Origin of the sequence: Streptomyces sp. NBC_00620 (assembly GCF_026341825.1) — a bacterium.
Taxonomy (GTDB): domain Bacteria; phylum Actinomycetota; class Actinomycetes; order Streptomycetales; family Streptomycetaceae; genus Streptomyces.
In genome coordinates, this window is sequence record NZ_JAPENY010000001.1 from 3725514 (window position 1) to 3750924 (window position 25411).

Sequence of the window (25411 nt, forward strand, 5' to 3'; positions counted from 1 at the left end):
TAATGGAAGTCAACGGTGCCGTGTGAACTGGCCGTTACAGCGTTCCGGGTGTCGGAGGGAATCGGCCTGACCTACGGCGTGCGAGGGGTTGCGGAGGCGAGCTGCATCCGGACCGGAGAGGTCTGGCCGCTCAACGTGGGTCAGGTCTACACAACGGTCCAGCGCCTGGAGCGTGATGGCCTGGTGGTCTCCGACGACACGGAGGAGCCCGGGCCGCAGAAGTGCTACCGGATCACCGAGGCGGGCGGCGAGGAGCTGAGGGCCTGGCTGGCCACGCCATCCACGGCTGATGTGCCGCCGCGCGACGAGCTGGTCATCAAGGTGCTGGTCGCGCTGCGGGTGCCGGGGGTGCGGGTGACCGCGATCCTGCAGACGCACCGCAGGCACGTGATCGAGACCATGTCCCGCTACGCCCGGCTCAAGGAGGGGGCCGGGCCGGACGCCATCGGCCTGTTGCTGGTGGCCGACGCCGAGCTGTTCCGGCTGGAGGCGATCGTGCGCTGGCTGGACGCCGCCGATGCCCGGCTGCGGCAGCTGGCGCCCGCCGAGTCCGCGGACGCCACTGCCAGGGAGAGGGCGGCCCGATGAGTCCGGTGCTCGAACTGCGCGGCATCACCAAGGTGTACGGGGCGGGGGCGGCCCAGGTGCATGCCCTGACCGGGGTGGACCTCACGGTGCGGGCCGGGGAGATGGTCGCGGTCATGGGCCCTTCCGGCTCGGGCAAGTCGACGCTGCTGACCATCGCGGGCAGCTTGGAGCAGCCGACCAGCGGCGAGGTGCTGGTCGAGGGGGTACCGCTCTCCGGGATGTCGCGCTCCGAGCAGGCGCGGATGCGCCGCCGCCGCGTCGGCTACGTCTTCCAGGACTTCAACCTGCTGCCCGGCCTGACCGCCGCCGAGAACATCACTCTGCCCCTGGAGCTGGACGGCATGCGCGCCAGGGTCGCCGCCGCCGCGGCCCTGCGGGCACTGGAGCAGGTCGGCCTCACCGACCAGGCGGGCCGCTATCCCGACGAGTTGTCCGGCGGGCAGCGTCAGCGGGTGGCGATCGCCCGGGCGCTGGTCGGGGAGCGGCGGCTGCTGCTGGCCGACGAACCGAGCGGTGCCCTGGACTCTCGTACCGGCGAGACCGTCATCAGGCTGCTGCGCAGCGCCTGCAGGCAGGGCGCCGCCGCCGTACTGGCGACCCATGACGCGCAGCTCGCCGCATGGGCGGACCGGGTGGTGTTCGTCCGCGACGGGGTGGCCATCGACCAGACCGCGCCGCCGGCCGGCCCCGAATCCCTGCTGGCCGAGTCGTGAGCGCCCTCGCCCCGCCCCGGCCGACGGCCGGACGCCCCGGAGTGCCCGCACGCCGGGCGCTGGTCCGCTGGTCGTGGCGGCTGCTGCGCCGCGAGTGGCGCTCCCAGGCCCTGGTCGCCGTACTGCTCGTCGTGACGGTGATCGCGGCGGTCTGCGGTGCGACGACCATCGCCAATCTGCCGGATCCCGCCGATTCCAGGCTCGGTTCGGCCGACACCGTCATGACGCTGAACGGGAAGGACCCGCAGGCGGTCGCGTCCGACCTGGCGAAGATCCGCGCAAGCCTCGGGACCGTGGAGGTGATCGGGCACAGCTCCGAGAAGGCCCCCGGCCTCGGCACACCCGTCGACTACCGCTCGCAGCGGCTCCATGGCCCGTTCGCCGGGGCCCTGCTGGCCATCCACCAGGGCCGCTATCCGCAGGGGACCGGCGAGGCCGCCATCACCGCCGGTCTGGCACAGCTGCTCGGGCTGCGGCTCGGCGGGACGATCTCGCTGGACGGCCACGCCCGTGCCGTCGTCGGCATCGCGGAGAACCCGAGTTTCCTGGCCGACCAGTTCGTGCTGGTCGATCCGGCCTCGACCCAGCCGCAGTCGTTGTCGGTCCTGACCAAGGGCCCGGTGGGGCCGGGCGGCCTGGGCCTGACCACCGCCAGCCCGACGAGCGGGGGCGCGGGTGACAACAATGACGGAATCGTGGTCGCCACGTTGGTGCTGGGCTGCGCGATGATCCTGCTGCTGCTCGTCGCGTTCGTGGCCGCCGCCGCGTTCGCGGTGCTGGCCCACCGCAGACTCCGCCAGCTCGGCATGCTCGCCGCGATCGGCGCGACCGACCGACAGGTACGGCAGGTCATGACCGCCACCGGCCTGCTGATCGGCGTACTCGCCGCCGTCCTCGGAACGATCGGCGGCCTGGCCCTGTGGCCGCTCGTCGCACCCCGGCTCGAAAGCACGGTCGACCATCGGATCGCGGTGTCGCACATCCCGTGGACGCTGATCGGCGTGCTGCTGGTGCTGGCGATCGTGACCTCGACCGGGGCGGCGTGGTGGCCGGCCCGATCCGTGAGCAGGATGCCGGTGACGCTGGCGTTGTCCGGACGGCCGCCGGTCCGGACGTCCGCCCACCGGTCCGCGCTGCTGGCCGCGGTGCTGTTCATCGCCGGAATCGGGGTGCTGGCCTGGGCCGGGAAGACCCGTCCGTGGCCGGTCGCCGGGGCCACCCTGCTCACCGCGCTGGCCGTCCTGTTCGCCGCCCCGGGCGCGGTCCGGGTGCTGGCGATGACCGGAGCACGGGCCCCGATCGCGGTGCGGCTGGCGCTGCGCGACCTGGCCAGGCACCCGGCCCGGTCCGGTGCGGCGGTCGCGGCGATCAGCCTGGCCCTGGGCGTCCCGGCCGTGCTGGTCATCGTGCTCACCGGCTTCCAGTCGACGCCCACCACCGGCAACCTCGGCGACCGGCAGATGCTGGTCCAGCTCAGCGAAGCCGACGACGACAACCTGGTCCACACCCAGACGCCCTCCGAACTGGCCGCCCTCGCCGGCCAGGTGAACCGGCTGGTGCCGGGAGCGACGGTCGTCCCGTTGACGAAGGCGGTGTCGCCCGACATGCAGAAGGGCGCCGAACCCGACGGCGTCCCCGCGCAGATGACCGTCTCGGCAGGGACCCCGGGCACCGGCGACGAGAGCAGGGATGTGTCCACCTACGTCGCCTCACCAGCCCTGTATCGGCTGCTGGGCGCCGATCCCGCCCGGATCGGCGCGGCCACCGACCTCGTCACCACCCGGTCGGACCGCCTGGTGATCCCGCGCGATGCGCGGGACCCCGCCATCACTCGCGTCCAAGGCCCGGCCTACACCTCGATGCCCACCACGCTCATCACCCCGGCGGCCCTCGCCCGGCACGGCTGGACCACGATCAGCTCCGGCTGGTTCATCCAGTCGGACCGGCCGCTCACCGGGGCGCAGCAGGCCGCCGCACGGAGCTTCGCGGTGAACAACGGGCTGACCGTCGAGATCCGGGACGGCCAGGGCGCCGTCACCAACACCAGGCTGGGCGCCGTGGCCGTCGGCGTCCTGTTCGCGCTCGGCGTCCTGGCGATGACCGTCGGGCTGATCCGCAGCGAGGCCGCCGCCGACCTCCGCACACTCACCGCGACCGGCGCCACCCCGGCGATCCGGCGCATCCTCACGGCCACCACAGCCGGCGCACTGGCCCTGCTCGGGGTGATCCTCGGGGTCGGCGGCGCGTGCCTGGCCATGGTCGCGATCTACCGGCACGATCTGGCCGTGTTCGGCCGGGTGCCGATCGTCTACCCGATCACCGTCGTGGTCGGGACTCCGGTGCTCGCCGTTCTCGCGGGCTGGCTGCTGGCCGTTCGCGAGCCGGCGGCCATCGCGCGGCGGATGGGGGAGTAACAGGCTTGATCACATGACTGGGGGGTCGGCCACGCGCCGTGCACAGAACGGGTACCCGGCCGCCACTTGACCACCGTGCGGGGGAGAGGCCCGCCCCGCCGTACCGACCTGCCCGGCCGGACTACCGGGATCCCTTCTACGCGCCCTCCTTCAACACCCGCGAAATCAGGCTCCGTTGCTCCTCCGTCAGTCTTGGATCGGCCGCGTACACCGTCTTTCCGTCCACCGTGATCTCGTAGCTGAAACCGTCCGGAACGCCGATGGGGGCAGCGCCCCGGCCGGCGGCGATCGCCTGCTCGGCCAGGGTGTGCCACTCGTGGGCATCGGGGCGTCCCGAGGTGTTCACCTCGGCGTGGCGCTCGATGCCTGCGAATCCGCCCGTGCGCCTTACCTGAATACGCATGGGTCCTGTCTAGTGCGAGTCGGGCCGAGGGGCTAGGCGGTGGGTACCCCGACCTGTTCCCACGCCTTCAGGACGGCCTGCAGTTCCTCGCCGTCGTTGAAGCGGGCGCGGGCCGCGGCGATCGTGAGCTTGGCGAAGTCGGTGAACAGGGCCTGCTGGCCCAGTTCGCCGCCGGTGAGGACGTCGTACCAGATCTGCCCCGCCCGCTCCCAGGCGTTGCCGCCGAGGGCGGTGGCGGCGAGGTAGAAGGCGTGGTTGGGGATGCCGGAGTTGATGTGGACGCCGCCGTTGTCGCGGCCGGTGTTCACGAAGTCGTCCATCGTCGCGGGCTGCGGGTCCTTGCCGAGCACGTCGTCGTCGTACGCCGTGCCCGGCTCCTTCATGGAGCGAAGGGCGGTGCCGGTGACGCGCGGGGCGAGCAGGCCCGCGCCGATCAGCCAGTCGGCCTCCGCGGCGGTCTGGCCGAGTGTGTACTGCTTGATCAGCGAGCCGAAGACGTCGGACATGGACTCGTTGAGGGCGCCGGGCTGACCGAAGTAGGTGAGGTTCGCGGTGTACTGCGTGACGCCGTGGGTCAGTTCGTGGCCGATGACGTCGACCGGGATGGTGAAGTCGAGGAAGATCTCGCCGTCACCGTCGCCGAACACCATCTGCTCGCCGTTCCAGAAGGCGTTGTTGTAGTTCGCGTCGAAGTGCACGGTGGCGTCGAGGGGCAGGCCCTCGCCGTTGATCGAGTTGCGCCGGTAGGCGTTCAGGTACAGCTCGAAGGTCGCGCCGAGACCGGCGTACGCGCGGTTGACCGTGGCGTCCTTGCCGGGCTTGTCGCCCTCGCCGCGGACCTTCTTGCCGGGCAGGTCCTGGCGGTGCCGGGCGTCGTAGATCGTGCGGTGCGGCTTGTCCTCGGCGGCTTCCTTCGCCGGGGCCACGGTGGGCGCGCCGATGACCGTGGTCAGACGGCGGTGGGTGCGTTCGAGGGCGTCGCGCTCCAGGGTGCGGCGGGCAGGACCGGCGAGCGCGGGGTCCTCGGCCCGGGCCAGCTTGTCGAGGACGTGGGGCGGCACGATGGTGCAGAAGACAGGCTCGAAGCCTGACGGGTTGGCGGTCATGCGGGCACATTTGCACTGAGTCATGCCTCTGTCACTACCAGCAACCATGATTGGTGAAATGCGGCGATAAGGAACCCCCGGACCGGCCCTGAAGTGGTATGGCGCACTTTTCGCCCTATTTGTGAGGGCGGTCCCGCATACTGATACGAGCCCCCGCACCTGGCGCGGCTCGGCTAGCATGCGGAGCATCATGCGTTTCGGGCTGCTCCTCCTTAGCTGCCGCGGCGAGGGCCTGTAAGTCGAGGCCGACCCCCTCCCCGCGGAGTCTGGCGTTGCGCCGTCGGCCGTCCTTCCGGACACCTTCGAGGAGCCCACGCATCATGGCGAACCGCCAGAACCGCCAGCAGTCCACCTCCATGCCGGTCCACAAGTACCGCCCGTACGACCAGGTCGACATCCCCGACCGTACGTGGCCGGACAACCGGATCACCGTCGCCCCCCGCTGGCTCTCCACCGACCTGCGTGACGGCAACCAGGCCCTGATCGACCCCATGTCGCCCGCGCGCAAGCGCGAGATGTTCGACCTGCTGGTGAAGATGGGCTACAAGGAGATCGAGGTCGGCTTCCCGGCCTCGGGGCAGACCGACTTCGACTTCGTGCGCTCGATCATCGAGGAAGAGGGCGCGATCCCGGACGACGTCACGATCTCCGTACTGACCCAGGCCCGCGAGGACCTGATCGAGCGGACCGTGGAGTCCCTGGTCGGCGCCAACCGCGCCAACGTCCACCTCTACAACGCGACCGCCCCGGTCTTCCGCCGGGTCGTGTTCCGCGGCTCCAAGGACCAGATCAAGCAGATCGCCGTCGACGGCACGCGGCTGGTCATGGAGTACGCCGAGAAGCTGCTGGACGAGCGGACCACCTTCGGCTACCAGTACAGCCCCGAGATCTTCACCGACACCGAGCTGGACTTCGCCCTGGAGGTCTGCGAGGCCGTCATGGACGTCTGGCAGCCGGGCCCTGACCGCGAGATCATCCTCAACCTGCCCGCCACGGTGGAGCGTTCGACCCCCTCCACGCACGCGGACCGCTTCGAGTGGATGAGCCGCAACCTGTCCCGCCGCGAGTACGTGTGCGTCTCCGTCCACCCGCACAACGACCGCGGTACGGCCGTCGCGGCGGCAGAGCTGGCGCTGATGGCCGGCGCCGACCGCATCGAGGGCTGCCTGTTCGGGCAGGGCGAGCGCACCGGCAACGTCGACCTGGTCACCCTGGGCATGAACCTGTTCTCGCAGGGCGTCGACCCGCAGATCGACTTCTCGAACATCGACGAGGTCCGCCGCACCGCCGAGTACTGCAACCAGATGGAGGTCCACGCACGCCACCCGTACGTCGGCGACCTCGTCTACACCTCCTTCTCCGGCTCCCACCAGGACGCCATCAAGAAGGGCTTCGACGCCATGGAGGCCGACGCGGCAGCCAAGGGCGTCACCGTCGACGACATCGAGTGGGCGGTCCCGTACCTGCCGATCGACCCGAAGGACGTCGGCCGCTCCTACGAGGCGGTCATCCGGGTCAACTCGCAGTCGGGCAAGGGCGGTATCGCGTACGTCCTGAAGAACGAGCACAAGCTGGACCTGCCGCGCCGGATGCAGATCGAGTTCTCGAAGATCATCCAGGCGAAGACGGACGCCGAGGGCGGCGAGGTCACGCCGAAGGACATCTGGGCGATCTTCCAGGACGAGTACCTGCCGATCTCCGGGAACCCGTGGGGCCGTATCCAGGTCCGCAACGGCCAGAGCACGACCGACCGCGACGGCATCGACACGCTCACCGTCGAGGCCGAGGTGGACGGCGTCGAGACGGTTCTGGTCGGCAGCGGCAACGGTCCGATCTCCGCGTTCTTCCAGGCGCTGCAGGGCATCGGCATCGACGCCCGGCTGCTGGACTACCAGGAGCACACGATGAGCGAGGGCGCCTCCGCGCAGGCCGCCTCGTACATCGAATGCGCCATCGGCGACAAGGTTCTGTGGGGAATCGGGATCGACGCGAATACGACACGTGCCTCGCTGAAGGCCGTGGTCTCCGCGGTCAACCGCGCGGCCCGCTGAACCCGTTCACCTGGTTTTTCTTCGCCCCGTCCGCCTTTCGAGGCGGGCGGGGCCCCGTCGTTTACCGGCCATTCCATGTGCAGGTCACGGGTGGGTCTCGTCCGGGGTACTGACTCCGCATCAACAATGTGGCTAACATCACGCCAGCGCGGCGATGTTGCCGCGGCGTTACGGAGGTGTGCGCGCGTGCTGCCAGGATGGGGACGAAACGGTCGTGCACTTCCGGTTTCCCGGATCCTGGGCACCCGTACCGCATGGACCACGGTCGGCGACGGCGAGTTCTTCTGCCCGGGCTGCGGAGGCGACCGCAACTTCCAGCGGCTCACCGGCCGGCGACGCTTCACCTGCCTCGGCGTTCCCGTTCTCCCGCGCGGCGAGACCGGGCCCGTCGTCGAATGCGCCGCCTGCAGCCACCACTTCGGCGCCGACGTCCTCGACCACCCCACCACCACCCGCTTCTCCGCGATGCTCCGCGACGCCGTCCACACGGTCGCCCTCGCCGTGCTCGCCGCGGACGGCCACTGCGCCCGTACGTCCCTGGAGACCGCCGCCTCAGCCGTCCGCTCGGCCGGCTTCGACGACTGCACAGAGGACCAGCTCGGCGCGCTCGTCGAGGCGCTCGCCGCGGACACCGGGCGCGTCCTCGGGGAGCCGTGCGGCGCGAGCCTGGCCATAGAGCTCCATGAGGCCCTGGACCCGCTCGCCCCGCACCTCGCCCCCACGGGCCGGGAGGCGATCCTCCTCCAGGGGGCGCGCATCGCGCTGGCCGACGGGCCGTACACGCCCGCCGAGCGGGAGGTCCTGGCGACGGTGGGCGCGGCGCTGACCATCTGCTCGGACGATGTGACACGGCTGCTGGCGGCCGCGCGTACACCGTCGTAATCCTCCCCGTACTCCCGGGGGAGTAGTCCGGCCGCCGAGCCACCCGCGGCGGTATCCCCGAACTCGCCCTCCCGCGCGACGAATCCGGTTCTCCGCGCCGGAAGTCTGGTGTGTGTCCAGACAACCGTCCAGGAGGGGGGACCCCGCCATGGGGCCCGGAAACACAACCACGCGTATGCGGCGAAGGGCCGTGCCCTGGGCGCTGCTCGGGCTCTGGGTGGCGCTGCTCGCCTTCGTCGCGCCGTTCGCCTCCAAGTTGGCAGACGTGCAGCACGACCGGGCCGTGGACTACCTGCCGGCGAGTGCGGACTCCACCCAAGTGGCCAAGATCCAGGATCAGTTGCCCGGCGGCGAGACCACCCAGATGGTCGTCGTCTACCACCGTGACGGCGGGCTGACCGCCGCGGACAGGACGACGGCCGCCGACCAGATCGGCGAGATCGCCAGCGCGCACCCGCTCGCCGCGCAGCCGGAGGGCATCCCGTCCAAGGACGGCACCACCCTGATGTACCCGGTGGCCAGCACCGAACCCGGCACGGACGAGAAGGCACGCGACCAACTCGTCAACGACGTACGGGACATCGCGAAGAGCGAGGACGGACTGAGCGTCGAGGTCGGCGGCGAGGGTGCGTTCGCCACCGACGCGAGCGAGGTCTACAACTCGCTCGGCGGACCCCTGCTCTACACCACCGCCGCGGTCGTGGCACTCCTGCTGATCCTCATCTACCGCAGTCCCTTCCTGTGGCTGGTGCCGCTCGCTGTCGCAGGCCTGGCCGACTACCTGTCGATGGGGGTCGCCTACGGGCTGAACCAGGGGTTCGGGACATCCGTGACCGGCCAGAGCTCCGCCATCATGACGATCCTCGTCTTCGGCGCCGGCACCGACTACGCGCTGCTGCTGATCTCCCGGTACCGCGAGGAACTGCGGCGCATCGAGCGGCCGTACGACGCGATGGTCGCCGCACTGCGCGGGTGCGGACCGGCCGTACTCGCCTCGTCCGGAACGGTCGCCGCGGGCCTGTTCTGCCTGCTCGCCGCCGACCTCAACTCCATCCGGGGTATGGGCCCGCTCGGTACCGTCGGCATCCTGTGCGCGCTGGTCGCCATGATGACCCTGCTGCCCGCGATCCTCGTCCTGCTGGGCCGCCGCGTCTTCTGGCCGCTCGTCCCGCGCTACGGCAGCACCCCCAAGGTCCGCCGGTCGCTGTTCGCCGCGATGGGCAGCTCCGCCGGCCGCCGGCCGCTGACGGTCCTCGCGGGCGGCGCGGTCCTCCTCGGCGCACTGTCGCTCGGCGCGCTGAACCTGCCCGGCAGCCTGAAGCTGGAGGACTCCTTCACCAGCAAGCCCGACGCGGTCGCCGCCATGGAGACCCTCGGCAAGGCCTACCCGGGGTTCGGCACCCAGCCCATCACCGTCATCGCCCCCACCGACCGTGCCGACGCCGCCCTGGCAGAGGCCCAGGACACCCCGGGCGTCGACAGTGCGACCCGCGGCCGCAGTGGATGGGGGTCCCCCCGATCGAGCGAAGCCGAGAGTGGGGGAGGCTGGACCGAGATCACCGTCACGGCGGCCTCCGCACCCCAGTCGGCGGGGGAGACCGCCACCATCAAGGACCTGCGCGACCGCCTCGACGGCTCCTACGTCGGCGGGGCGAGCGCCGAGCAGCTGGACCTTGCGGACACCAACGCCCGTGACCGGATGGTCGTCGTACCGCTCGTCCTCGTCTTCGTCCTGCTGATCCTGATCGCCCTGCTGCGGTCGATCGTCGCGCCGCTGATCCTGGTGGCGGCCGTGGCGGCGGTGTGGGGCGCGGCACTCGGTATCGGCGGACTGGTCTTCGGCCCGGTCTTCGGTTTCGAGGGCACGGACCCGGGCCTGGGCCTGCTGTCCTTCGTCTTCCTGGTGGCGCTCGGTGTCGACTACGGCATCTTCCTGATGCACCGCATGCGGGAGGAGTCCCTCAAGGGCACCGAACCGGTACAGGCCGCGCTGATCGCGCTGCGCACGACGGGCGGGGTGATCGCGTCGGCAGGGCTGGTCCTTGCGGCGACGTTCGCGGTGCTGATGAACATGCCGATGGTCCAACTCGTGGAGATGGGCTTCGTGATCGCGGTCGGTGTCCTGCTGGACACCTTCCTCGTCCGCACCTACCTGGTCACCAGCGCGAGCGTGGCGCTGCGGCGCAAGGTGTGGTGGCCGGGCGCGCTGTCGAAGCAACCGGCCGCGGGGAGCCGGGAGCTGCCCGAGCCGGTCACGGAGACCGTGGGAATGCGCTGAACCGGACGCGGGACAGCCGGCCGGACCTCCGGGCTCACGCCCAGGGGGTCCGGCCTCCGGTCGGATCCGCGAGGATGGAGCACGTGTTGACCACCAGGGAACATCTCGGCCGCCGCGGCAAACGGCTTGCCCGGCCCGCCCGGCGCGACTGGCTCCTCGCGGTGGGGACCGGCCTGGCGTCGATCCCGCTGACGTTCGTGGCGCAGGGCGACAACGCACACACGCCGGACGTCCTCGGCTGGACGCTGTTCGGTCTTTCGGCGCTGACGCTCGCTTGGCGGCGGCACTATCCGATGGGCGCGCTCCTCGTGCTCATCGTCGTGGAGGGCACCTACCACGTACTGGGAAACGCCCACTCCGGGCTGATCGCGGTGACGATCGTCGCCATCTACTCGCTCGCGGTGGCCGGGCCGCGGCGCCGGACCCTGGCCGTGGTGCCGACCCTGCTCGGCTTGAGCGTGATCATGCTCACCAGCATCAATCCGGAACGGGGCATCGAGCTGCTGCGCATCTCCGGCTGGATCCTGGCGTGTGCGATCACGGGTGAAGCGGTCCGCGTGCACCGCAACTACATCGGCGCCGTCGTCGAACGCGCCGAACGTGCCGAACGCACCCGCGAGGAGGAGGCCCGCCGCCGCGTCGCCGAGGAACGCCTGCGCATCGCCCGCGACCTGCACGACCTGCTCGCCCACACCATCACCCTGATCGGCGTGCAGACGTCCGTCGCCGCACACGTCCTGGCCGCCGACCCCGACCGCCTCGACCGCGAGGCCGTAGCCAAGGCCCTCGACGACATCTCCGGCACCTGCCGCAGCGCACGCGGCGAACTGCGCGCCACCCTGGAGGTGCTCCGAGAGTCCCAGTACGGGGGAGACCGGCGCGGTCCGCTGCCCGGCCTCGACGGAGTGCCGGACCTGGCGAAGGCGGCCCGGCTCTCCGGCGCCGAGGTCGAGCTGTCCGTACACGCCGACGACGTCCCGCCCGCGGTCGGCGCCGCCGCCTACCGGATCGTCCAGGAGGCACTCACCAACGCGGTACGGCACGGAGGCCCGGGCGTGCCGGTGCGCGTGGACCTGCGCGCCGAGGGCGGCACGCTCCGGGTGGCGGTCACCGACGAGGGTGCGGGGGACACGGGCGGCACCACACCCGGGTTCGGGCTAGTGGGGATGCGGGAGCGGGCTCGCAGCGTGGGAGGGACGGTGGAGGCGGGGGTGCGGGGGGAGGGCGGATTCGAGGTGGTCGCGGTGCTGCCGCTGGGGGGCGCCGTTGCTGCCTTGCCCGCGCAGAATTCTGTACGTGAAGCAGAGGCCGTCCATGAATCAGCGGCCGTACGTGAGTCTGACGTCGTACGTGAAGCAGAACCCGTCCGTGCGGTAGAGGCCGTGCGTGAAGCCGAATTCGACCGAGGCGAGCTCCGATGACCATCCGAGTAGTCCTCGCCGATGACCAGACCCTCGTGCGGGCCGCGTTCGCGATGCTCGTCGAGTCGGCGCGGGACATGGCGGTCGTCGGGCAGGCGGCCACGGGCCGGGAAGCGGTGGAGCTGGCCCGCAGCGCACGGGCGGATCTGATCGTCATGGACATCCGCATGCCCGACCTGGACGGCATCGAGGCCACCCGGCTCATCGCCGCCGACGCGGACCTGGCCGGCGTCAGGGTCCTGGTCCTGACCACGTACGACACCGACGAGCACATCGCGGAGGCCCTGCGCGCGGGCGCCTCCGGCTTCCTGGTGAAGGACACCAGGCCCGCCGAACTCCTAGACGCGATCCGCACGGTGGCAGCCGGTGAGTCCCTGCTCTCGCCGGGCCCGACCGCCCGGCTGATCGCCCGCTTCCTGCGCAGCCCCTCGGCCCCCGCGACGGGCGGCCCCGAGTGCCTCTCCGAGCGCGAGCGCCAGGTGCTGACGCTGGTCGCCCGCGGCCTCAACAACACCGAGATAGCCGAGGCGTTGGGGCTGAGCCCACTCACCGCGAAGACCCACGTGAGCCGCATCATGGGCAAGCTGGGTGCCCGTGACAGGGCCCAGCTGGTGATCGTGGCGTACGAGTCCGGGCTCGTCACTCCGGGCGCTTGCTGAGCTGACGGCACGTCAATACGGCGTACGGGCAGGCGTATCTCGGGGCTCCTCGGGGCAGATTAGTTTCGGTTGAACATCCCACGTCCTACGTCCCATCTCTGTTCTTCGCCGCCGTTCGTCGCTGTCCGCTGTCCAGGGAGCGCCATGACCGTCATGAGCCGTACGGCCGCGTTCGCGGCAGCCACCGCACTCCTCACGGCCGTCGCCGGCCTCGGTACCGGCACCGCGTCCGCCGGTCCGCTGGCCGCGCAGGACTGCACCTCCTCCGTGCCGTACACCGCGGGCCAGGGCGGCTACGACACGTACCGCATCCCGGCCACGGTCACGACCCCCGCCCGCACGCTGCTCGCCTTCGCCGAGGGGCGGCACAACGGCGCGGGCGACAGCGGCAGCATCGACGTCGTCGTCAGACGTTCCTACGACAACGGCTGTACGTGGGGTGCGCTGCGGGTCGTCGCGTCCGGGAACGGGGACACCCGGGGCAACCCGGCGCCGGTCGTGGACCCGCGCACCGGCCGGATCGTGCTCGTCACGTCGTACAACAGTGGGGCCGTGACCGAGGGTCAGATCATGCGGGGCGAGGTCACTTCGGCACAGAGCCGGCGCGTCTTCGTGCAGACGAGCCTCGACGACGGGCTCAGCTTCTCCGCTCCCCGTGACATCACGGCGGAGGTGAAGCTGCCGAACTGGCGGTGGTACGCCACCGGGCCCGGGCATGCGGTCGCCCTGCGGCACGGGCCGCATGCCGGGCGCCTGGTGGTCGCCGCCAATCACTCCGCCGCGCCGGCTGCCGGGTCCGCCGACACCGGGCAGGAGCCCAAGTACTACGGCGCCCACGCCATCTTCAGCGACGACGGTGGGCTGACCTGGGCGCTCGGCTTCGTCGACGACTCCTACGACGGTGTCGACAACGCGAACGAGTCCATCGCGGCCGAACTTCCCGACGGGCGGATCTACTTCAGCTCCCGTGACCAGAACGGCACGAGTGCCGGCAACCGGCTCGACTCCTACTCCAGCGACGGCGCGGAGACGCTGGACCGCCGGTACAGGGTCCAGCCCTCTCTGGACGATGTCCCTGTCGTGCAGGGCAGCGTCCTTCAGTTGCGGGGCTCGGGTGCGGGGCTGCTCTTCTCCGGGCCGTCCGTTCCCACCGCGCGCCAGTCCATGGCGATCTGGCGCAGCACGAACGGGGGTCTGACGTTCACCAAGGTGGTCACGCTGTCGCAGCAGCGGGCCGCGTACTCCGACCTCGTGCAGCTCGGGACCAGTCGAGTGGGGGTCCTCTACGAGACGGGTTCGACGGGGACGTACGAGAGGATCGAGTTCCGCCGGGTGCGGGTGGCTGACCTGCGGGGGTAGTGGGTTTTTTTCGCCCCCTCCGCCCCTACCCGTCCCTTGTCCCTGGGGCTCCGCCCCAGACCCCGCCAAGGGGCTCCGCCCCCTGGACCCCCGCTCCTCAAACGCCGGAGGGGCTGAATCTTTCCCCGGCTGGCGCTGAAGTCTTTCGCCCTGGCCGGGGAAGATCTTTCAGCCTGTCCGGCGTTTGAGGACGAGGCCGTCCAGGCCGAAAGCGGGGGTCTGGGGGCGGCAGCCCCCAGGTACGGGACGGGTAGGGGCGGAGGGGGCGAAAACCCCCTACAGCAACCCCGCCGCCGCCAGATACTTCCCCACCCGCTCAACCTCCCCCTCCGACAACGCAACCTGCGGCTCCGCCGTGACCGGGCAGTCGATGACCCCCCGCAGATACAGCCCCGCCTTGAACGCCCCGAGCCCCGCCGAACTACCCCCCATCCGCGCCGGATCCCCAACCCCCACGATCCCGAACAACGCACACAACCGCTCCTGCTCGGCCCGAGCACGCCCCCAGTCCCCGTCCCGGCAGAGCCGGTAAAGCCGCACGTACCCCTCGGGGTCGACATTCGCCAGCCCGGGCACAACCCCGTCGGCCCCCAGCGCAAGCGCGGAGTCGACGACGAGCTCGGACCCGGTCAGCACGCTGAAGCCGGTGATGCCGGGATGCGAGCGGGCGCCCATGACGACGGAGCGGAAGCCGGCCAGGTCCCCGCTGGAGTCCTTGAGGCCGGCGAGGACACCGTCGGCGGCGAGTTCGAGGACCAGTTCCGGGCTCAGCTTGGTGTGGACGGACATCGGAAGGTCGTAGGCGAAGACGGGCAGGGGCGAGCGCGCGGCGAGGACGCGGAAGTGGCGGGCGATCTCGGCGGGGTGGGTGCGGGTGTAGAAGGGGGCGGTCACCACGACCGCGTCGGCGCCGGCCGAGGCCGCGTACTCCACGTGGTCCAGCACCCGCGGTGTCGTCATGTCGATCGCCCCGGCAAGCACGGGCAGCTGCCCGCCGACGTGCGAGACGACGGTGGAGACGACGAGCCGCCGGTGCGCGTCCGTCAGATACGCGGCCTCGGAGGAGGAGCCGAGCACGAACAGACCGTGCACCCCGCCCTCCACCAGGTGGTCCACGAGCCTGATGAGGGAGGGGACGTCCACCTCGCGGGCCGGTGTCAGGGGCGTGCAGACGGGCGGAACGACACCGGTCAGCGGGGTGGGGATCGACATCAAGGCTCCCTGGTGTGCTCGAGCGGGACGTCGGCCGTGGCGGCGGCCGGCGAGGCGGACAGCGCCTGCGTGACCAGGTCGCGCGTCGACTGACCCTCCTGCACAGGATGGTGGCACCGGTAACGGTGATCGGGGCGCGACGCGGCCGTGAAGTCCGGCATGGCGCCCGCGCACACCTCGTCGGCCTTCCAGCAGCGGGTACGGAAGGGGCAGCCGGAGGGCGGGCGGGTGGCCGAGGGGACGGGGCCCACCAGGGGGATGGGGTCGATGGGGTCGAGGAGGCCGGGGGTGGCCGAGAAGAGGGCCCGGGTGTACGGGTGCCGGGAGCTGTCGGTGACCTCGTGGGCCGGGGACTCCTCGACGATCCGGCCGAGGTACATCGTGATCACGCGGTCGCTCATCCTGCGTACCGTCTGGATGTCGTGCGAGACGAAGACGAGGGCGAGGCCCAGGCGTTCCTTCAGGTCCAGGAGGAGGTTGAGGATCTGGGCGCGGACCGACACGTCAAGGGCGCTCGTCGGCTCGTCGGCCACGACGAGGTCGGGGTCGAGGGCCAGGGCGCGGGCGATGGCGACGCGCTGGCGCTGGCCGCCGGAGAGCTGGCCCGGCAGGCCCTCGGCCAGGACGCGGGGCAGGCCGACCAGTTCCATCAGCTCCTTGACCCGCTCCTCGCGCCGGGCCGGCGTACCGCGCTTGTGGACGTCGAGGGGGTCCCGCAGGATCTGCCGGACCGTCAGCCGCCGGTTCAGCGCCGTCGACGGGTCCTGGAAGATCATGCCGGTGCTGCCGCCGACGGCCGTACGCCGTTCGGTGGGCGGCAGCGACCACAGGTCCCGGCCGCCGAACGTCACCGTGCCGGACGTCGGCCGCTGCACCCCCACCAGCACCTTGGCGAGTGTCGACTTGCCGCAGCCGGACTCACCGACGACGCCGACCGTCTCGCCGGGCGCGATGGTGAGGTCGGCGCCGGTGAGGGCGTACACCCGGTCGCGGGAGAAGAGGCCCCCGGTGCGGGCCTTGTGGACGACGTGGGCGTCGGCGAGTGTCACCAGCGCGTTCAGCTCGCCGTTCAATTCACCCTTCAATTCACGACCTCGCTTCCGGTCGGTTCCGGTGTCAGGTCGATCGCCGGATGGTGGCAGGCCGCCAGGTGGTAGCGGCTGCCCAGCAGGTCGGGTGCGGTGTCGCGGCACGGCTCGCTCGCCATCGGGCAGCGGTCGGCGAACCGGCAGCCCGCCGGGAAGTCCGCGGGGGAGGGCACGACGCCCTTGATCTGCGTCATCCGCTCGGCCGCCGTCTCCAACGACAGCACGCTGCCGAGGAGTCCGCGCGTGTAGTGGTGGGCCGGCTCCTCGACGAGGTCGGCGGTCACCCCGGTCTCGACGATCTGGCCGCCGTACATGACGACCACCCGGTCGGTGACCGCCGAGATCAGCGCCAGGTCGTGGGAGACGAGGATCAGTGCGAAGTCCAGCTCCGTGCGAAGTCGCAGCAGCAGCTCCATGACCTGCGCCTGGACGGTCACGTCGAGGGCAGTCGTCGGTTCGTCGGCGACGATGAGCTTGGGGTCGCGGGACAGCGCCATGGCGATCAGTACGCGCTGTCGCTGGCCGCCGGAGAGCTCGTGCGGGTAGCTGCGCAGGGTGCGTTCGGGGTCGAGGCCGACCAGCTCCAACAGCTCCGCCGGAGTGCGCTTGCCTCCCCGCCGTACGACCTGTTTCAGCTGTGCCCGGATCGTCATCGCCGGGTTCAGGGACGACAGCGCATCCTGGTAGATCATCGCCATCTCGTGGCCCAGGAGTCTGCGCCGTACGCGCATCGGCTCGCCCACCAACTGCCGTTGGTTGAACCGGACATGGCCGCGGACCCTGGCGCCCTTCGGCTCCAGGCCCATCACCGTCAGCGCGGTCAGCGACTTGCCGCAGCCGGACTCGCCCACCAGCCCGAGCACCTCACCCGGCTGCACCTCGAAGCTGATGCCGTCGACGATGTCCACACCCCCGTGGCGGGCATCGAAGCCGATGGCCAGGTTCTCGACGGCCAGGACGGGCACGGCGCCCTCGGGAAGGGGGCGGGCCCGGCTGCGCAGCCGGGCCGCTGCCTCGGTGAGCCCCGGCAGGTCCAGGACCTTGCCGCTGCCGGGCTCGGGGGCCTCCAGCCGGTCCTTCGCCTCTCGTGCCGGTACGTCGCGCGCGGCGGGCGCGGCCCACGCGTCCGAGACGCCCTCGGAGAGGATGTTCAGCGACAGCACGGTGATCAGCATCAGCAGGCCCGGGAAGACGGTGGCCCACCAGCCGCCGGTGAGCACCATGTTCTTGCCGTCGGCGATGACGCTGCCCCAGGACGGGTCCGGGGGCCTGACTCCCGCGCCGATGAAGGACAGCGAGGCCTCGAAGACGATGGCCTCGGCGACCTGCACGGTGCAGAACACCAGGATGGGTGCGGCGCAGTTGATCGCCACGTGCTTGATGACGATGTGCGGGGTGCGGGCGCCGATGACGTGCTCGGCGGTGACGTAGTCCTCGCCGTACTGGTCGAGGACGTTCGCGCGTACGACCCTGGCGACCGGCGGGGTGAACAGGAACGCGATCGCGCAGATCAGCACGGTGATCCCGCCGCCGAAGACGGCGACCAGGACGGCGGCCAGCGCGATGCCGGGGAACGCCATGACGACGTCCAGGCAGCGCATCAGCGTCTCGTCGACCGCCTTGCGCGAGGTCGCCGCGACCGCGCCGAGGAGTGCTCCCACGACGAGGGCGAGCGCGGTGGCGCCCAGGCCGATGGCGAGGGACCAGCGTGCGCCGTACATCAGCCGGCTCATGATGTCCCGGCCGAGGCTGTCCTGCCCCATCCAGTGCTCGGCGGACGGGGCTCCCGTGCCGCCGATCAGCGGCTGCTGGTCGAGCGGGTCGTCCGGTGCGAGCAGCGGCGCGAACACCGCCACCACGACGACGAGCGTCAGGAAGCAGACCGCGACCCGGGAGAGGAGCGGGAGCCGGTGCCAGCCGCGCAGCCGGATGCCGGGCCGGGACAGGGCCTCGGTGAGACGCTTGCGATTGAACGATGTGAACATCAGGTCGCCTCCCTCAGCCGCGGGTTGACCAGCAGATACAGGATGTCGATGACGAGGTTCACGACGACGAACCCGGTGGCGGTGGTCAGGACGACGCCCTGCACGACCGCCGGGTCGCCGTTCTTCACGGCGTCGATCATCAGCTTCCCCATCCCGGGCAGGGAGAAGATCGTCTCGATGACGACCGCCCCGCCGAGCAGGTACCCCACGCGCAGCCCGAGCACGGTGAGCGGGTTCATCAGGGCGTTGCGCAGGACGTTGCGGCCGACGACCACGTGGGGCGGCAGGCCGCTGCCGATCGCCGTGCGCACGTAGTCCTTGTCGAGCTCCTCGACCACCGAGGTCCGCACGATCCGGGTGAGCTGCGCGGCGACCGGCAGCGACAGCGCGAGCGCGGGCAGCGTCATCGTCTTGAGCCAGCCGGTCAGTGAGTCGGCCGGGTTGATGTAGCCGCCGGTGGGGAACCAGCCCAGGTCCACGGCCAGGTACTGGATCATCAGCAGCGCCAGCCAGAAGCCGGGCGCCGCGACACCGGTCAGCGAGACGACCCGGATGATCTGGTCCGGCAGCCGGTCGCGGTAGATCGCCGCGGTGACCCCGCCGAGCAGCGAGAGCACCACCGCGATGCCGAGGCCAAGGAAGGTGAGCTGGAGGGTGAGCGGCAGCGCGGTGGTGATCTGTTCGAGCACCGGTGCGCCGGTCAGCGCGCTGGTGCCCAGGTCGCCGTGGAGCAGGTCCCCCAGGAAGTGGAAGTAGCGCACCGGGAACGGGTCGAGGAGCCCGTTCTGCTCCCGGAAGTCGATCAGCTGCTGCGGCGTCGGATTGGCGCCCTGGAAGAACGCGGATGCCGGATCGACGTCCGAGAACCGCATCACGATGAACACGAAGAGCACGATCCCGAGCATCAGCGGTACGAGCAGGGCGATACGGCGGAGCAGGATCCTGGCGACGGTGACCACGTGCTGACTACCTCCGGTCTACGCCCACTTGGCTTGCAGGAGGTTGATCCCGGGGTACGGCTGTGCCCTTATCCCCGTGAGCTTCCTCGGGTCCCAGGCGGTCATCAGCTCGTTGTGCACGACCGGGTAGAGCACGGCCTGTTCGGCGACGACGTCGATGTAGTCCTGGATCATCGTCTTCTTCCGGGTGGCGTCCGGCTCCTGCGTCGCCTGGTCCATGTCCTTGAAGAGCTTCTTGGCCACGGGGTCACCGGCCCAGCGGGCGTAGCCCATCCACAGGTTCTGCGGGCCGTAGTTGTAGTGCATGATCAGGTCCGCGTCGAGGCCGAACTGGTTGGGGTTCGAGGCCGCCGCGACCACCTGGTAGTCCTGCTTCTGGTCCATCTTCGTGAAGACGGCCGTGGTCTCCTGCGGGTCGAGCGTCGTCTCGACACCGATCGCGTCCCAGGACGCCTTGATCGTCGGCAGGCAGTCGACGATCCAACTGACGTTGACGGCCATGATGTCGACCTTCAGCCCCTCGACGCCCGCGTCCGCCAGGAGCTGTTTCGCCTTCTGCGGGTCGTACGCGTAGACGGTCTTCGCCGGCCGGTAGCTCGGGTTGCCCTCGTTGAGGAACGAACTCGACGCCCTGCCGTGCCCCTTCAGTGCGACCTGGACCATCTTGTCGGTGTCGATGGCGTAGTGCAGCGCCTGGCGCACCCGGACGTCGTCGAAGGGCTTGTGCTGGGTGTTGAACATCAGGAAGAGGTTGTTCATCCCCGCGCCGCCCTGGACGGTCATGCCGCCCTTCTTGAGCTGCTCGATGTTGGCGTAGGGGATGTTGTCGGCGATCGGCGCTCCGGCGCTCGCCCCCGAGATCTTCGCGACGCGCGGTGCGGCGTCCACCATCGTCAGCCAGTTCATCTTCTTGAAGGCGGCTTTGCGGGGGCCGTTGTAGTCGGCGAAGGCCTCGAAGGTGGTGTTCGACTTCGGGTGGTGGGCGGTCTGCCGGTACGGTCCCGAGCCGATCGCCTTGCCTCTGATCGCCTCCTCCCAGGCGCCCGGCTTGGAGAAGACGTGCTTCGGCATGACCTTCGCGAGGGTGAGCCGCGAAACCCCTTCGGGGAAGGGGAACTTGAGGACCAGCTCGACGTTCATCGCGTCGATCTTCCGGACCTCCTTCAGCCAGCTCGCGAAGAAGCCCTTGCCGAGGGTCTGCGTCTTCGGATCGAGGATCCGGTCGAACACGAACACCACGTCGTCGGCGGTGACGGGCTTCCCGTCGTGGAACCTGGCGCCCGGGCGCAGCTCGAACTTCCAGGAGGTGCCGGTGAGGTCGGCGGGCACCTGCGTGGCGAGCGCGGCGTACGGCTCGCGGGAGATCGGGTCCGTGTCGAGCAGGCCCTCGTAGATGTGGTTGTTGGCGGCCATCGAGAAGGCGGACGCCGTCTGCGTCGGATCCCAGCTGCCGTCGTTTCCGTAGCCGATGACGGCGGTCAGTGTGCTGTTCCCGCCGCTGCCCCCGCCGCCGGTGTCGTTCGTGGACTCCGGCCCCGCCGAGCAGGCCGACAGCGACGAGGAGACGGCGGCGGCCGCGCCCAGCGCGCCGGTGTACTTCAGGAACGACCGGCGGTGCAGCGCCGGAGTGGGGGTCACGTCGCGCACGGTTCCTCCAGTGAGGAGTGGTCCAGTGAGTGGGAGATACGACGTCCTACGTCATAGGGGGCAGCGTGACCCTAAGAGGGGGCGTGAGGGGGGTCAAGGGAACACGCACGAATGGCGTATGTTCCAAAGGTGCGACCAATGGCACCTAGAAATAGGCCTAATTGACGACTTGTCAATTACTGATTGACGTTTCTTCATCCCGGAGGTGGGACGTCGGATGTCCAGCGAGCGTACGATGCGGCGCATGCCCGAGGAGACCGGTAGCCGGCGCAGACCCGAACGCCGGTTGAGCGGCCAGATACAGCGCGAGGTGATGCAGCTGATCCTCGACCGCAAACTCCGGGCCGGCGCGCCGCTGCCGACCGAGGCGGAACTCATGGAGGACCTGGGCGTCAGCCGCAACTCCGTCCGTGAGGCCCTCAAGGCCCTCCAGGCCCTCGACATAGTCGACATAAGGCATGGATACGGCACGTACGTCGGCGAGGCATCTCTGACACCCCTGGTCGACGGACTGACCTTCCGGACGCTCGCACGGCCCAGCGACGACGCGAGCGCGCTGGCCGAGATACTCCAGGTCCGCGAGGTGCTGGAGGAGGGGCTGATCCGCCGGGTCGCCGGCACGCTCTCCGAGGCCGAGCTCGACCGGCTCGAATCCGTCGTGACCCGGATGGAGGCCGCGGGCCAGGAGGGCGGCCCCTTCGCCGAACTCGACCGCGAATTCCACGAGTTGCTGTACGCCTCCCTCGGCAACGCCCTCGTCCCACAGCTCCTCGGCGCCTTCTGGACCGTCTTCCGCCGCGTCTCCGGCATCCGCGGCTGGACCGACGACCCGGCACCCGAGGTCACCGTCCGCCGCCACCGCGACATCGTCACCGCCCTGCGCGCCCACGACGTGGAGGGCGCACAGCGGGCGATGGCGTTCCACTTCCGGGGCATCGAGGCGCGGGCGGCACAGGAGTCACGGGGGGTGAGCTGACGTGAGTGGAACGGCTTGGGACCCGAACGGTGCGGGAGCCGCTGGCGGTGAGCCCGTCCCCGTGACCGGGGCGACCTGGAACCCGAACGGCGCGGGCGTCCTGCGCCTGCCCTCCGGCCGGCTGGTGCGTGGCCGCGGCCTGCGCCGCCCGCTTCCGACCGAGGGCCCGTCACCGACGTACGCCGTGTATCTCCTCGGCAAGCAGCCCCCCGAAGTCCCCTGGGAGGCCCACTGGCTGCGCTGGCCGGACTTCCGCCTGCCCGCCGACCGCACCCGGGCCGCCGAACTGCTCACCGAGGCCTGGAGCCGGACCTCGACCGGCCGCGTCGAACTCGCCTGCGGCGGCGGCCGAGGCCGCACGGGCACGGCGTTGGCCTGCCTGGCGGTCCTCGACGGTGTACCGCCCCAGGAGGCGGTGGACTTCGTACGCCGGCACTACGACCGGCATGCGGTGGAGACGCCGTGGCAGCGCGCGTACGTACGGCGCTTCACCGGCTGCGGTACTGCAGCCCCGTAAGGGGCGCGGGGCTGTGACATATGCGGCTCCGCCGCGTGGGCGCGACCAGCCACGACGGACCCGCAGGCGACGCACCGGACCGCCGGCGGAGCGCTCAGGAACAGTCCGGGCAAAGCCCCCGGTAGGTGACCTCGACGTCGGACACCGTGAAACCGAACCGCTCCTCCGCAGGGAGGTCGGCCAGCGGATTGCCGGCCGGGTGGACGTCACGGATCGTGCCGCACTTGGAGCACACCAGGTGCTGATGCGGGTGGTGCGCGTTCGGGTCATAACGCTTGGCGCGGCCGTCCGTGGAGACCTCTATCACCTCACCGAGGGAGACGAGCTCGCCCAGGGCGTTGTAGACGGTCGCCCGGGAGATCTCCGGCAGCCGCTGCGCCGCACGGGCGTGCACCTCGTCGGCCGTGAGGTGCACGTGTTCGCCGTCGAGGACCTCCGCAACGACGCGTCGCTGGGAAGTCATCCGCCAGCCACGCCCCCGCAGTCGCTCCAGCAGGTCACTCATATCGGTTCACCTATTCAGGTTCGGTGTGATGCCCGGAGTTTACCGGTCTAGGTCCGGGGTCCGGTTGGATATGGGCTTGGCCCGCTTCTTGACTTGGACTCCGTCCATCGTAGGATCGGATCTGGCGATAGCCAAGGGACAGGAAGACTCCAGTACGGCATGAGACAGAGACGTGACGGGACCACCTCGGCGTCGAGGCGATCCATCCCCTCCGGGATGCGCGATCGCGCGGGCCGTTTCTCCCTTGTCGTGCGTGAGGCCCTCCACAGGCCGGAGAGGCCTGTACCCCCGACTTCGCCGTCGCCGACCACAGACTTCGTACCCCCCGCCCGACCGTTCCACCGCCCGCAGTTCCTGAGCACGTGATCCGCCAGGTCCGGAAGGATTCCCATGACTGAGAACAACGACGCAATCGTCACCGACGCGAAATCGGAGGGTGGAGGTGGCTGCCCCGTCGCGCACGGACGCGCCCCGCACCCGACCCAGGGCGGCGGAAACCGCCAGTGGTGGCCGGAGCAGCTCAACCTGAAGATCCTCGCGAAGAACCCCGCGGTGTCCAACCCCCTCGGTGAGGAGTTCGACTACGCCGAGGCGTTCAAGACCCTCGACCTCCCGGCCGTGAAGCGGGACATCGCCGAGATCCTGACCACCTCGCAGGACTGGTGGCCGGCGGACTTCGGCAACTACGGCCCGCTCATGATCCGTATGGCCTGGCACAGCGCCGGTACGTACCGCATCAGCGACGGTCGCGGTGGCGCGGGTGCCGGTCAGCAGCGCTTCGCCCCGCTCAACAGCTGGCCGGACAACGGCAACCTGGACAAGGCCCGCCGTCTGCTGTGGCCGGTCAAGAAGAAGTACGGCCAGAACATCTCCTGGGCCGACCTCATGATCCTCACGGGCAACGTCGCGCTGGAGACGATGGGCTTCAAGACCTTCGGCTTCGCCGGCGGCCGCGCCGACGTGTGGGAGCCGGACGAGGACGTCTACTGGGGCCCCGAGACCACCTGGCTCGACGACGAGCGCTACACCGGCGACCGCGAGCTGGAGGACCCGCTCGGCGCCGTCCAGATGGGTCTCATCTACGTCAACCCGGAGGGCCCGAACGGGAACCCGGACCCGATCGCCGCGGCCCGCGACATCCGCGAGACGTTCCGCCGCATGGCGATGAACGACGAGGAGACCGTCGCCCTCATCGCCGGTGGCCACACCTTCGGCAAGACCCACGGCGCGGGCCCGGCGGAGAGCGTCGGCGACGACCCCGAGGCCGCCCCGATCGAGCAGATGGGTCTCGGCTGGAAGAGCACCTACGGCACCGGCAAGGGCGGCGACGCCATCACCAGTGGCCTCGAGGTGACCTGGACCGCCACGCCGACCCAGTGGGGCAACGGGTTCTTCACGAACCTCTTCGAGTACGAGTACGAGCTCACCCAGAGCCCGGCCGGTGCGAACCAGTGGGTGGCGAAGAACGCCGAGGCGATCATCCCCGACGCGCACGACGCGTCGAAGAAGAAGCTCCCGACGATGCTCACCACCGACCTCTCGCTGAAGTTCGACCCGGTCTACGAGCAGATCTCGCGGCGCTTCTACGAGAACCCGGAGCAGCTCGCGGACGCGTTCGCCCGCGCCTGGTACAAGCTCACGCACCGCGACATGGGCCCGATCCAGCGCTACCTCGGCCCGGAGGTCCCCTCCGAGGTGCTGCTGTGGCAGGACCCGCTGCCGGCGCGCGAGGGCGCGGTCATCGACGCCGCCGACATCGCCTCGCTCAAGGAGCAGATCCTCGGCTCCGACCTGACGATCGCCCAGCTCGTCTCCGCGGCCTGGGCCGCGACGTCCTCCTTCCGCAGCAGCGACAAGCGCGGTGGCGCCAATGGCGCCCGCATCCGCCTCGAGCCGCAGCGCGGCTGGGAGGTCAACAACCCGGACGACCTCTCGCAGGTGCTCCGTACGCTCGAGGGCATCCAGGAGTCCTTCAACTCCGCGGGCGGCAAGCAGGTCTCCCTCGCCGACCTGATCGTGCTCGCGGGCTCCGCGGCCGTCGAGCAGGCGGCCAAGGCCGGCGGCGTCGAGGTCGAGGTGGCGTTCACGCCGGGCCGGGTGGACGCTACGCAGGAGCAGACGGACGTCGAGTCGTTCGCCGCGCTCGAGCCGAAGGCCGACGGCTTCCGCAACTACGCCGGCAAGGGCAACCGCCTGCCGGCCGAGTTCCTGCTGACGGACAAGGCGAACCTGCTGAGCCTCAGCGCACCCGAGATGACGGTCCTCGTCGGCGGTCTGCGCGTCCTCGGCGCCAACTCCGGCCAGTCCAAGCACGGCGTCCTCACCGACAGGCCGGGCACGCTGACCAACGACTTCTTCGTCAACCTGCTCGACCTGGGTACGGAGTGGAAGTCGACGTCCACCGCGCAGGACGAGTTCGAGGGTCGCGACGCCTCCGGCGCCGTCAAGTGGACCGGCACCCGTGCCGACCTCGTCTTCGGCTCGAACTCCGAGCTGCGCGCGCTCGCGGAGGTCTACGCGAGCGATGACGCGAAGGAGAAGTTCGTGAACGACTTCGTCGCCGCGTGGACGAAGGTCTCGAACCTGGACCGGTTCGACCTCGTCTGACCTTTTCTGATCGACTGATCGACCGTGACGTCCAGGTCGGC

Annotated in this window: 20 protein-coding genes; 12 read left to right on the forward strand and 8 right to left on the reverse strand. The window is 70.4% G+C overall.

The features are described from left to right. The first annotated feature begins 48 nt into the window (after nucleotides 1-48). The 3 genes from OG246_RS17165 to OG246_RS17175 are packed head-to-tail and all read left to right on the forward strand — an operon-like array spanning nucleotide 49 to nucleotide 3715. On the forward strand, nucleotides 49-588 hold the full coding sequence (locus tag OG246_RS17165) for a PadR family transcriptional regulator (protein ID WP_266462600.1): 540 nt from the start codon (nucleotides 49-51) through the stop codon (nucleotides 586-588). After that, nucleotides 585-1301 (forward strand): ABC transporter ATP-binding protein, encoded by a 717-nt coding sequence (locus tag OG246_RS17170; protein ID WP_266462604.1) that lies wholly within the window; start codon nucleotides 585-587, stop codon nucleotides 1299-1301. The genes OG246_RS17165 and OG246_RS17170 overlap by 4 nt, the downstream gene beginning before the upstream one ends. Then, nucleotides 1298-3715, forward strand: coding sequence for an FtsX-like permease family protein (locus OG246_RS17175; protein WP_266462607.1), 2418 nt, complete (start codon nucleotides 1298-1300; stop codon nucleotides 3713-3715). The genes OG246_RS17170 and OG246_RS17175 overlap by 4 nt, the downstream gene beginning before the upstream one ends. A gap of 136 nt (nucleotides 3716-3851) precedes the next feature. Here OG246_RS17175 and OG246_RS17180 read toward each other — a convergent pair whose 3' ends face one another. Continuing rightward, complete coding sequence (locus OG246_RS17180; protein WP_266462610.1) at nucleotides 3852-4118, reverse strand: protealysin inhibitor emfourin; 267 nt, start codon at nucleotides 4116-4118, stop codon at nucleotides 3852-3854. A 32-nt stretch (nucleotides 4119-4150) separates the two neighbouring features. After that, entirely contained in the window at nucleotides 4151-5224 is a 1074-nt protein-coding gene (locus OG246_RS17185) for a M4 family metallopeptidase (RefSeq protein WP_266462614.1), read from the reverse strand. Between the two features lie 320 nt (nucleotides 5225-5544). Between OG246_RS17185 and leuA the strand changes: the two genes are divergently transcribed. From leuA to OG246_RS17215, 6 genes are all read left to right on the forward strand, one after another. After that, complete coding sequence (gene leuA, locus OG246_RS17190; RefSeq protein WP_266462618.1) at nucleotides 5545-7275, forward strand: 2-isopropylmalate synthase; 1731 nt, start codon at nucleotides 5545-5547, stop codon at nucleotides 7273-7275. Nucleotides 7276-7461: 186 nt separating this feature from the next. Continuing rightward, nucleotides 7462-8157, forward strand: coding sequence for a TerB family tellurite resistance protein (locus tag OG246_RS17195; RefSeq protein WP_266462621.1), 696 nt, complete (start codon nucleotides 7462-7464; stop codon nucleotides 8155-8157). 148 nt (nucleotides 8158-8305) lie between these two features. Continuing rightward, nucleotides 8306-10435, forward strand: a complete 2130-nt coding sequence (locus tag OG246_RS17200) for an MMPL family transporter (RefSeq protein ID WP_266462625.1) — start codon at nucleotides 8306-8308, stop codon at nucleotides 10433-10435. Nucleotides 10436-10521: 86 nt separating this feature from the next. Then, entirely contained in the window at nucleotides 10522-11856 is a 1335-nt protein-coding gene (locus OG246_RS17205) for a sensor histidine kinase (protein WP_266462628.1), read from the forward strand. After that, nucleotides 11853-12515: a response regulator transcription factor gene (locus tag OG246_RS17210; protein WP_266462631.1), complete on the forward strand. Its 663-nt coding sequence runs from the start codon at nucleotides 11853-11855 to the stop codon at nucleotides 12513-12515. Before OG246_RS17205 ends, OG246_RS17210 begins: the two co-directional genes overlap by 4 nt. 144 nt (nucleotides 12516-12659) lie before the next feature. Next, nucleotides 12660-13874 carry an exo-alpha-sialidase gene (locus OG246_RS17215; RefSeq protein WP_266462636.1) on the forward strand — a complete coding sequence of 405 codons (1215 nt, stop codon included), beginning with the start codon at nucleotides 12660-12662 and terminating at the stop codon, nucleotides 13872-13874. A 276-nt stretch (nucleotides 13875-14150) separates the two neighbouring features. On the opposite strand, the gene OG246_RS17220 is transcribed toward OG246_RS17215, so the two are convergent. Genes OG246_RS17220 through OG246_RS17240 form a run of 5 tightly spaced genes read right to left on the reverse strand, consistent with a single transcriptional unit; the run spans nucleotide 14151 to nucleotide 20765 of the window. Then, nucleotides 14151-15086 carry a dihydrodipicolinate synthase family protein gene (locus tag OG246_RS17220; protein WP_266462639.1) on the reverse strand — a complete coding sequence of 312 codons (936 nt, stop codon included), beginning with the start codon at nucleotides 15084-15086 and terminating at the stop codon, nucleotides 14151-14153. Beyond that, nucleotides 15086-16147 (reverse strand): ABC transporter ATP-binding protein, encoded by a 1062-nt coding sequence (locus tag OG246_RS17225; RefSeq protein WP_266464300.1) that lies wholly within the window; start codon nucleotides 16145-16147, stop codon nucleotides 15086-15088. Before OG246_RS17225 ends, OG246_RS17220 begins: the two co-directional genes overlap by 1 nt. A 20-nt stretch (nucleotides 16148-16167) precedes the next feature. Further along, complete coding sequence (locus tag OG246_RS17230) at nucleotides 16168-18159, reverse strand: dipeptide/oligopeptide/nickel ABC transporter permease/ATP-binding protein (protein WP_266462643.1); 1992 nt, start codon at nucleotides 18157-18159, stop codon at nucleotides 16168-16170. Then, nucleotides 18159-19118, reverse strand: a complete 960-nt coding sequence (locus OG246_RS17235; RefSeq protein ID WP_266462646.1) for an ABC transporter permease — start codon at nucleotides 19116-19118, stop codon at nucleotides 18159-18161. The genes OG246_RS17230 and OG246_RS17235 overlap by 1 nt, the downstream gene beginning before the upstream one ends. An 18-nt stretch (nucleotides 19119-19136) precedes the next feature. Beyond that, nucleotides 19137-20765, reverse strand: a complete 1629-nt coding sequence (locus OG246_RS17240) for an ABC transporter substrate-binding protein (RefSeq protein ID WP_266462649.1) — start codon at nucleotides 20763-20765, stop codon at nucleotides 19137-19139. 244 nt (nucleotides 20766-21009) lie between these two features. On the opposite strand from OG246_RS17240, the gene OG246_RS17245 reads away from it, so the two are divergent. Next, the gene (locus OG246_RS17245) at nucleotides 21010-21741 is read left to right on the forward strand and encodes a FadR/GntR family transcriptional regulator (RefSeq protein WP_266462651.1); all 732 of its coding nucleotides are present in this window, start codon (nucleotides 21010-21012) and stop codon (nucleotides 21739-21741) included. 61 nt (nucleotides 21742-21802) lie between these two features. Next, nucleotides 21803-22258, forward strand: coding sequence for a protein-tyrosine phosphatase family protein (locus tag OG246_RS17250; RefSeq protein ID WP_266464302.1), 456 nt, complete (start codon nucleotides 21803-21805; stop codon nucleotides 22256-22258). A gap of 94 nt (nucleotides 22259-22352) precedes the next feature. Here the strand turns inward: OG246_RS17250 and OG246_RS17255 are convergent, their stop codons facing one another. Continuing rightward, nucleotides 22353-22763: a Fur family transcriptional regulator gene (locus OG246_RS17255; protein WP_266462656.1), complete on the reverse strand. Its 411-nt coding sequence runs from the start codon at nucleotides 22761-22763 to the stop codon at nucleotides 22353-22355. A gap of 390 nt (nucleotides 22764-23153) precedes the next feature. On the opposite strand from OG246_RS17255, the gene katG reads away from it, so the two are divergent. Further along, nucleotides 23154-25370, forward strand: a complete 2217-nt coding sequence (katG, locus tag OG246_RS17260) for a catalase/peroxidase HPI (protein ID WP_266462659.1) — start codon at nucleotides 23154-23156, stop codon at nucleotides 25368-25370. Nucleotides 25371-25411: the final 41 nt, after the last annotated feature.

Coding starts and splice junctions, on each gene's coding strand:
- OG246_RS17255 (WP_266462656.1), bottom strand. CDS start 22,763: ATGAGTGACCTGCTGGAGCGACTGCGGGGGCGTGGCTGGCGGATGACT.
- katG (WP_266462659.1), top strand. CDS start 23,154: ATGACTGAGAACAACGACGCAATCGTCACCGACGCGAAATCGGAGGGT.
- OG246_RS17210 (WP_266462631.1), top strand. CDS start 11,853: ATGACCATCCGAGTAGTCCTCGCCGATGACCAGACCCTCGTGCGGGCC.
- OG246_RS17180 (WP_266462610.1), bottom strand. CDS start 4,118: ATGCGTATTCAGGTAAGGCGCACGGGCGGATTCGCAGGCATCGAGCGC.
- OG246_RS17220 (WP_266462639.1), bottom strand. CDS start 15,086: ATGTCGATCCCCACCCCGCTGACCGGTGTCGTTCCGCCCGTCTGCACG.
- OG246_RS17200 (WP_266462625.1), top strand. CDS start 8,306: ATGGGGCCCGGAAACACAACCACGCGTATGCGGCGAAGGGCCGTGCCC.
- OG246_RS17185 (WP_266462614.1), bottom strand. CDS start 5,224: ATGACCGCCAACCCGTCAGGCTTCGAGCCTGTCTTCTGCACCATCGTG.
- OG246_RS17245 (WP_266462651.1), top strand. CDS start 21,010: ATGCCCGAGGAGACCGGTAGCCGGCGCAGACCCGAACGCCGGTTGAGC.
- leuA (WP_266462618.1), top strand. CDS start 5,545: ATGGCGAACCGCCAGAACCGCCAGCAGTCCACCTCCATGCCGGTCCAC.
- OG246_RS17170 (WP_266462604.1), top strand. CDS start 585: ATGAGTCCGGTGCTCGAACTGCGCGGCATCACCAAGGTGTACGGGGCG.
- OG246_RS17230 (WP_266462643.1), bottom strand. CDS start 18,159: ATGTTCACATCGTTCAATCGCAAGCGTCTCACCGAGGCCCTGTCCCGG.
- OG246_RS17215 (WP_266462636.1), top strand. CDS start 12,660: ATGACCGTCATGAGCCGTACGGCCGCGTTCGCGGCAGCCACCGCACTC.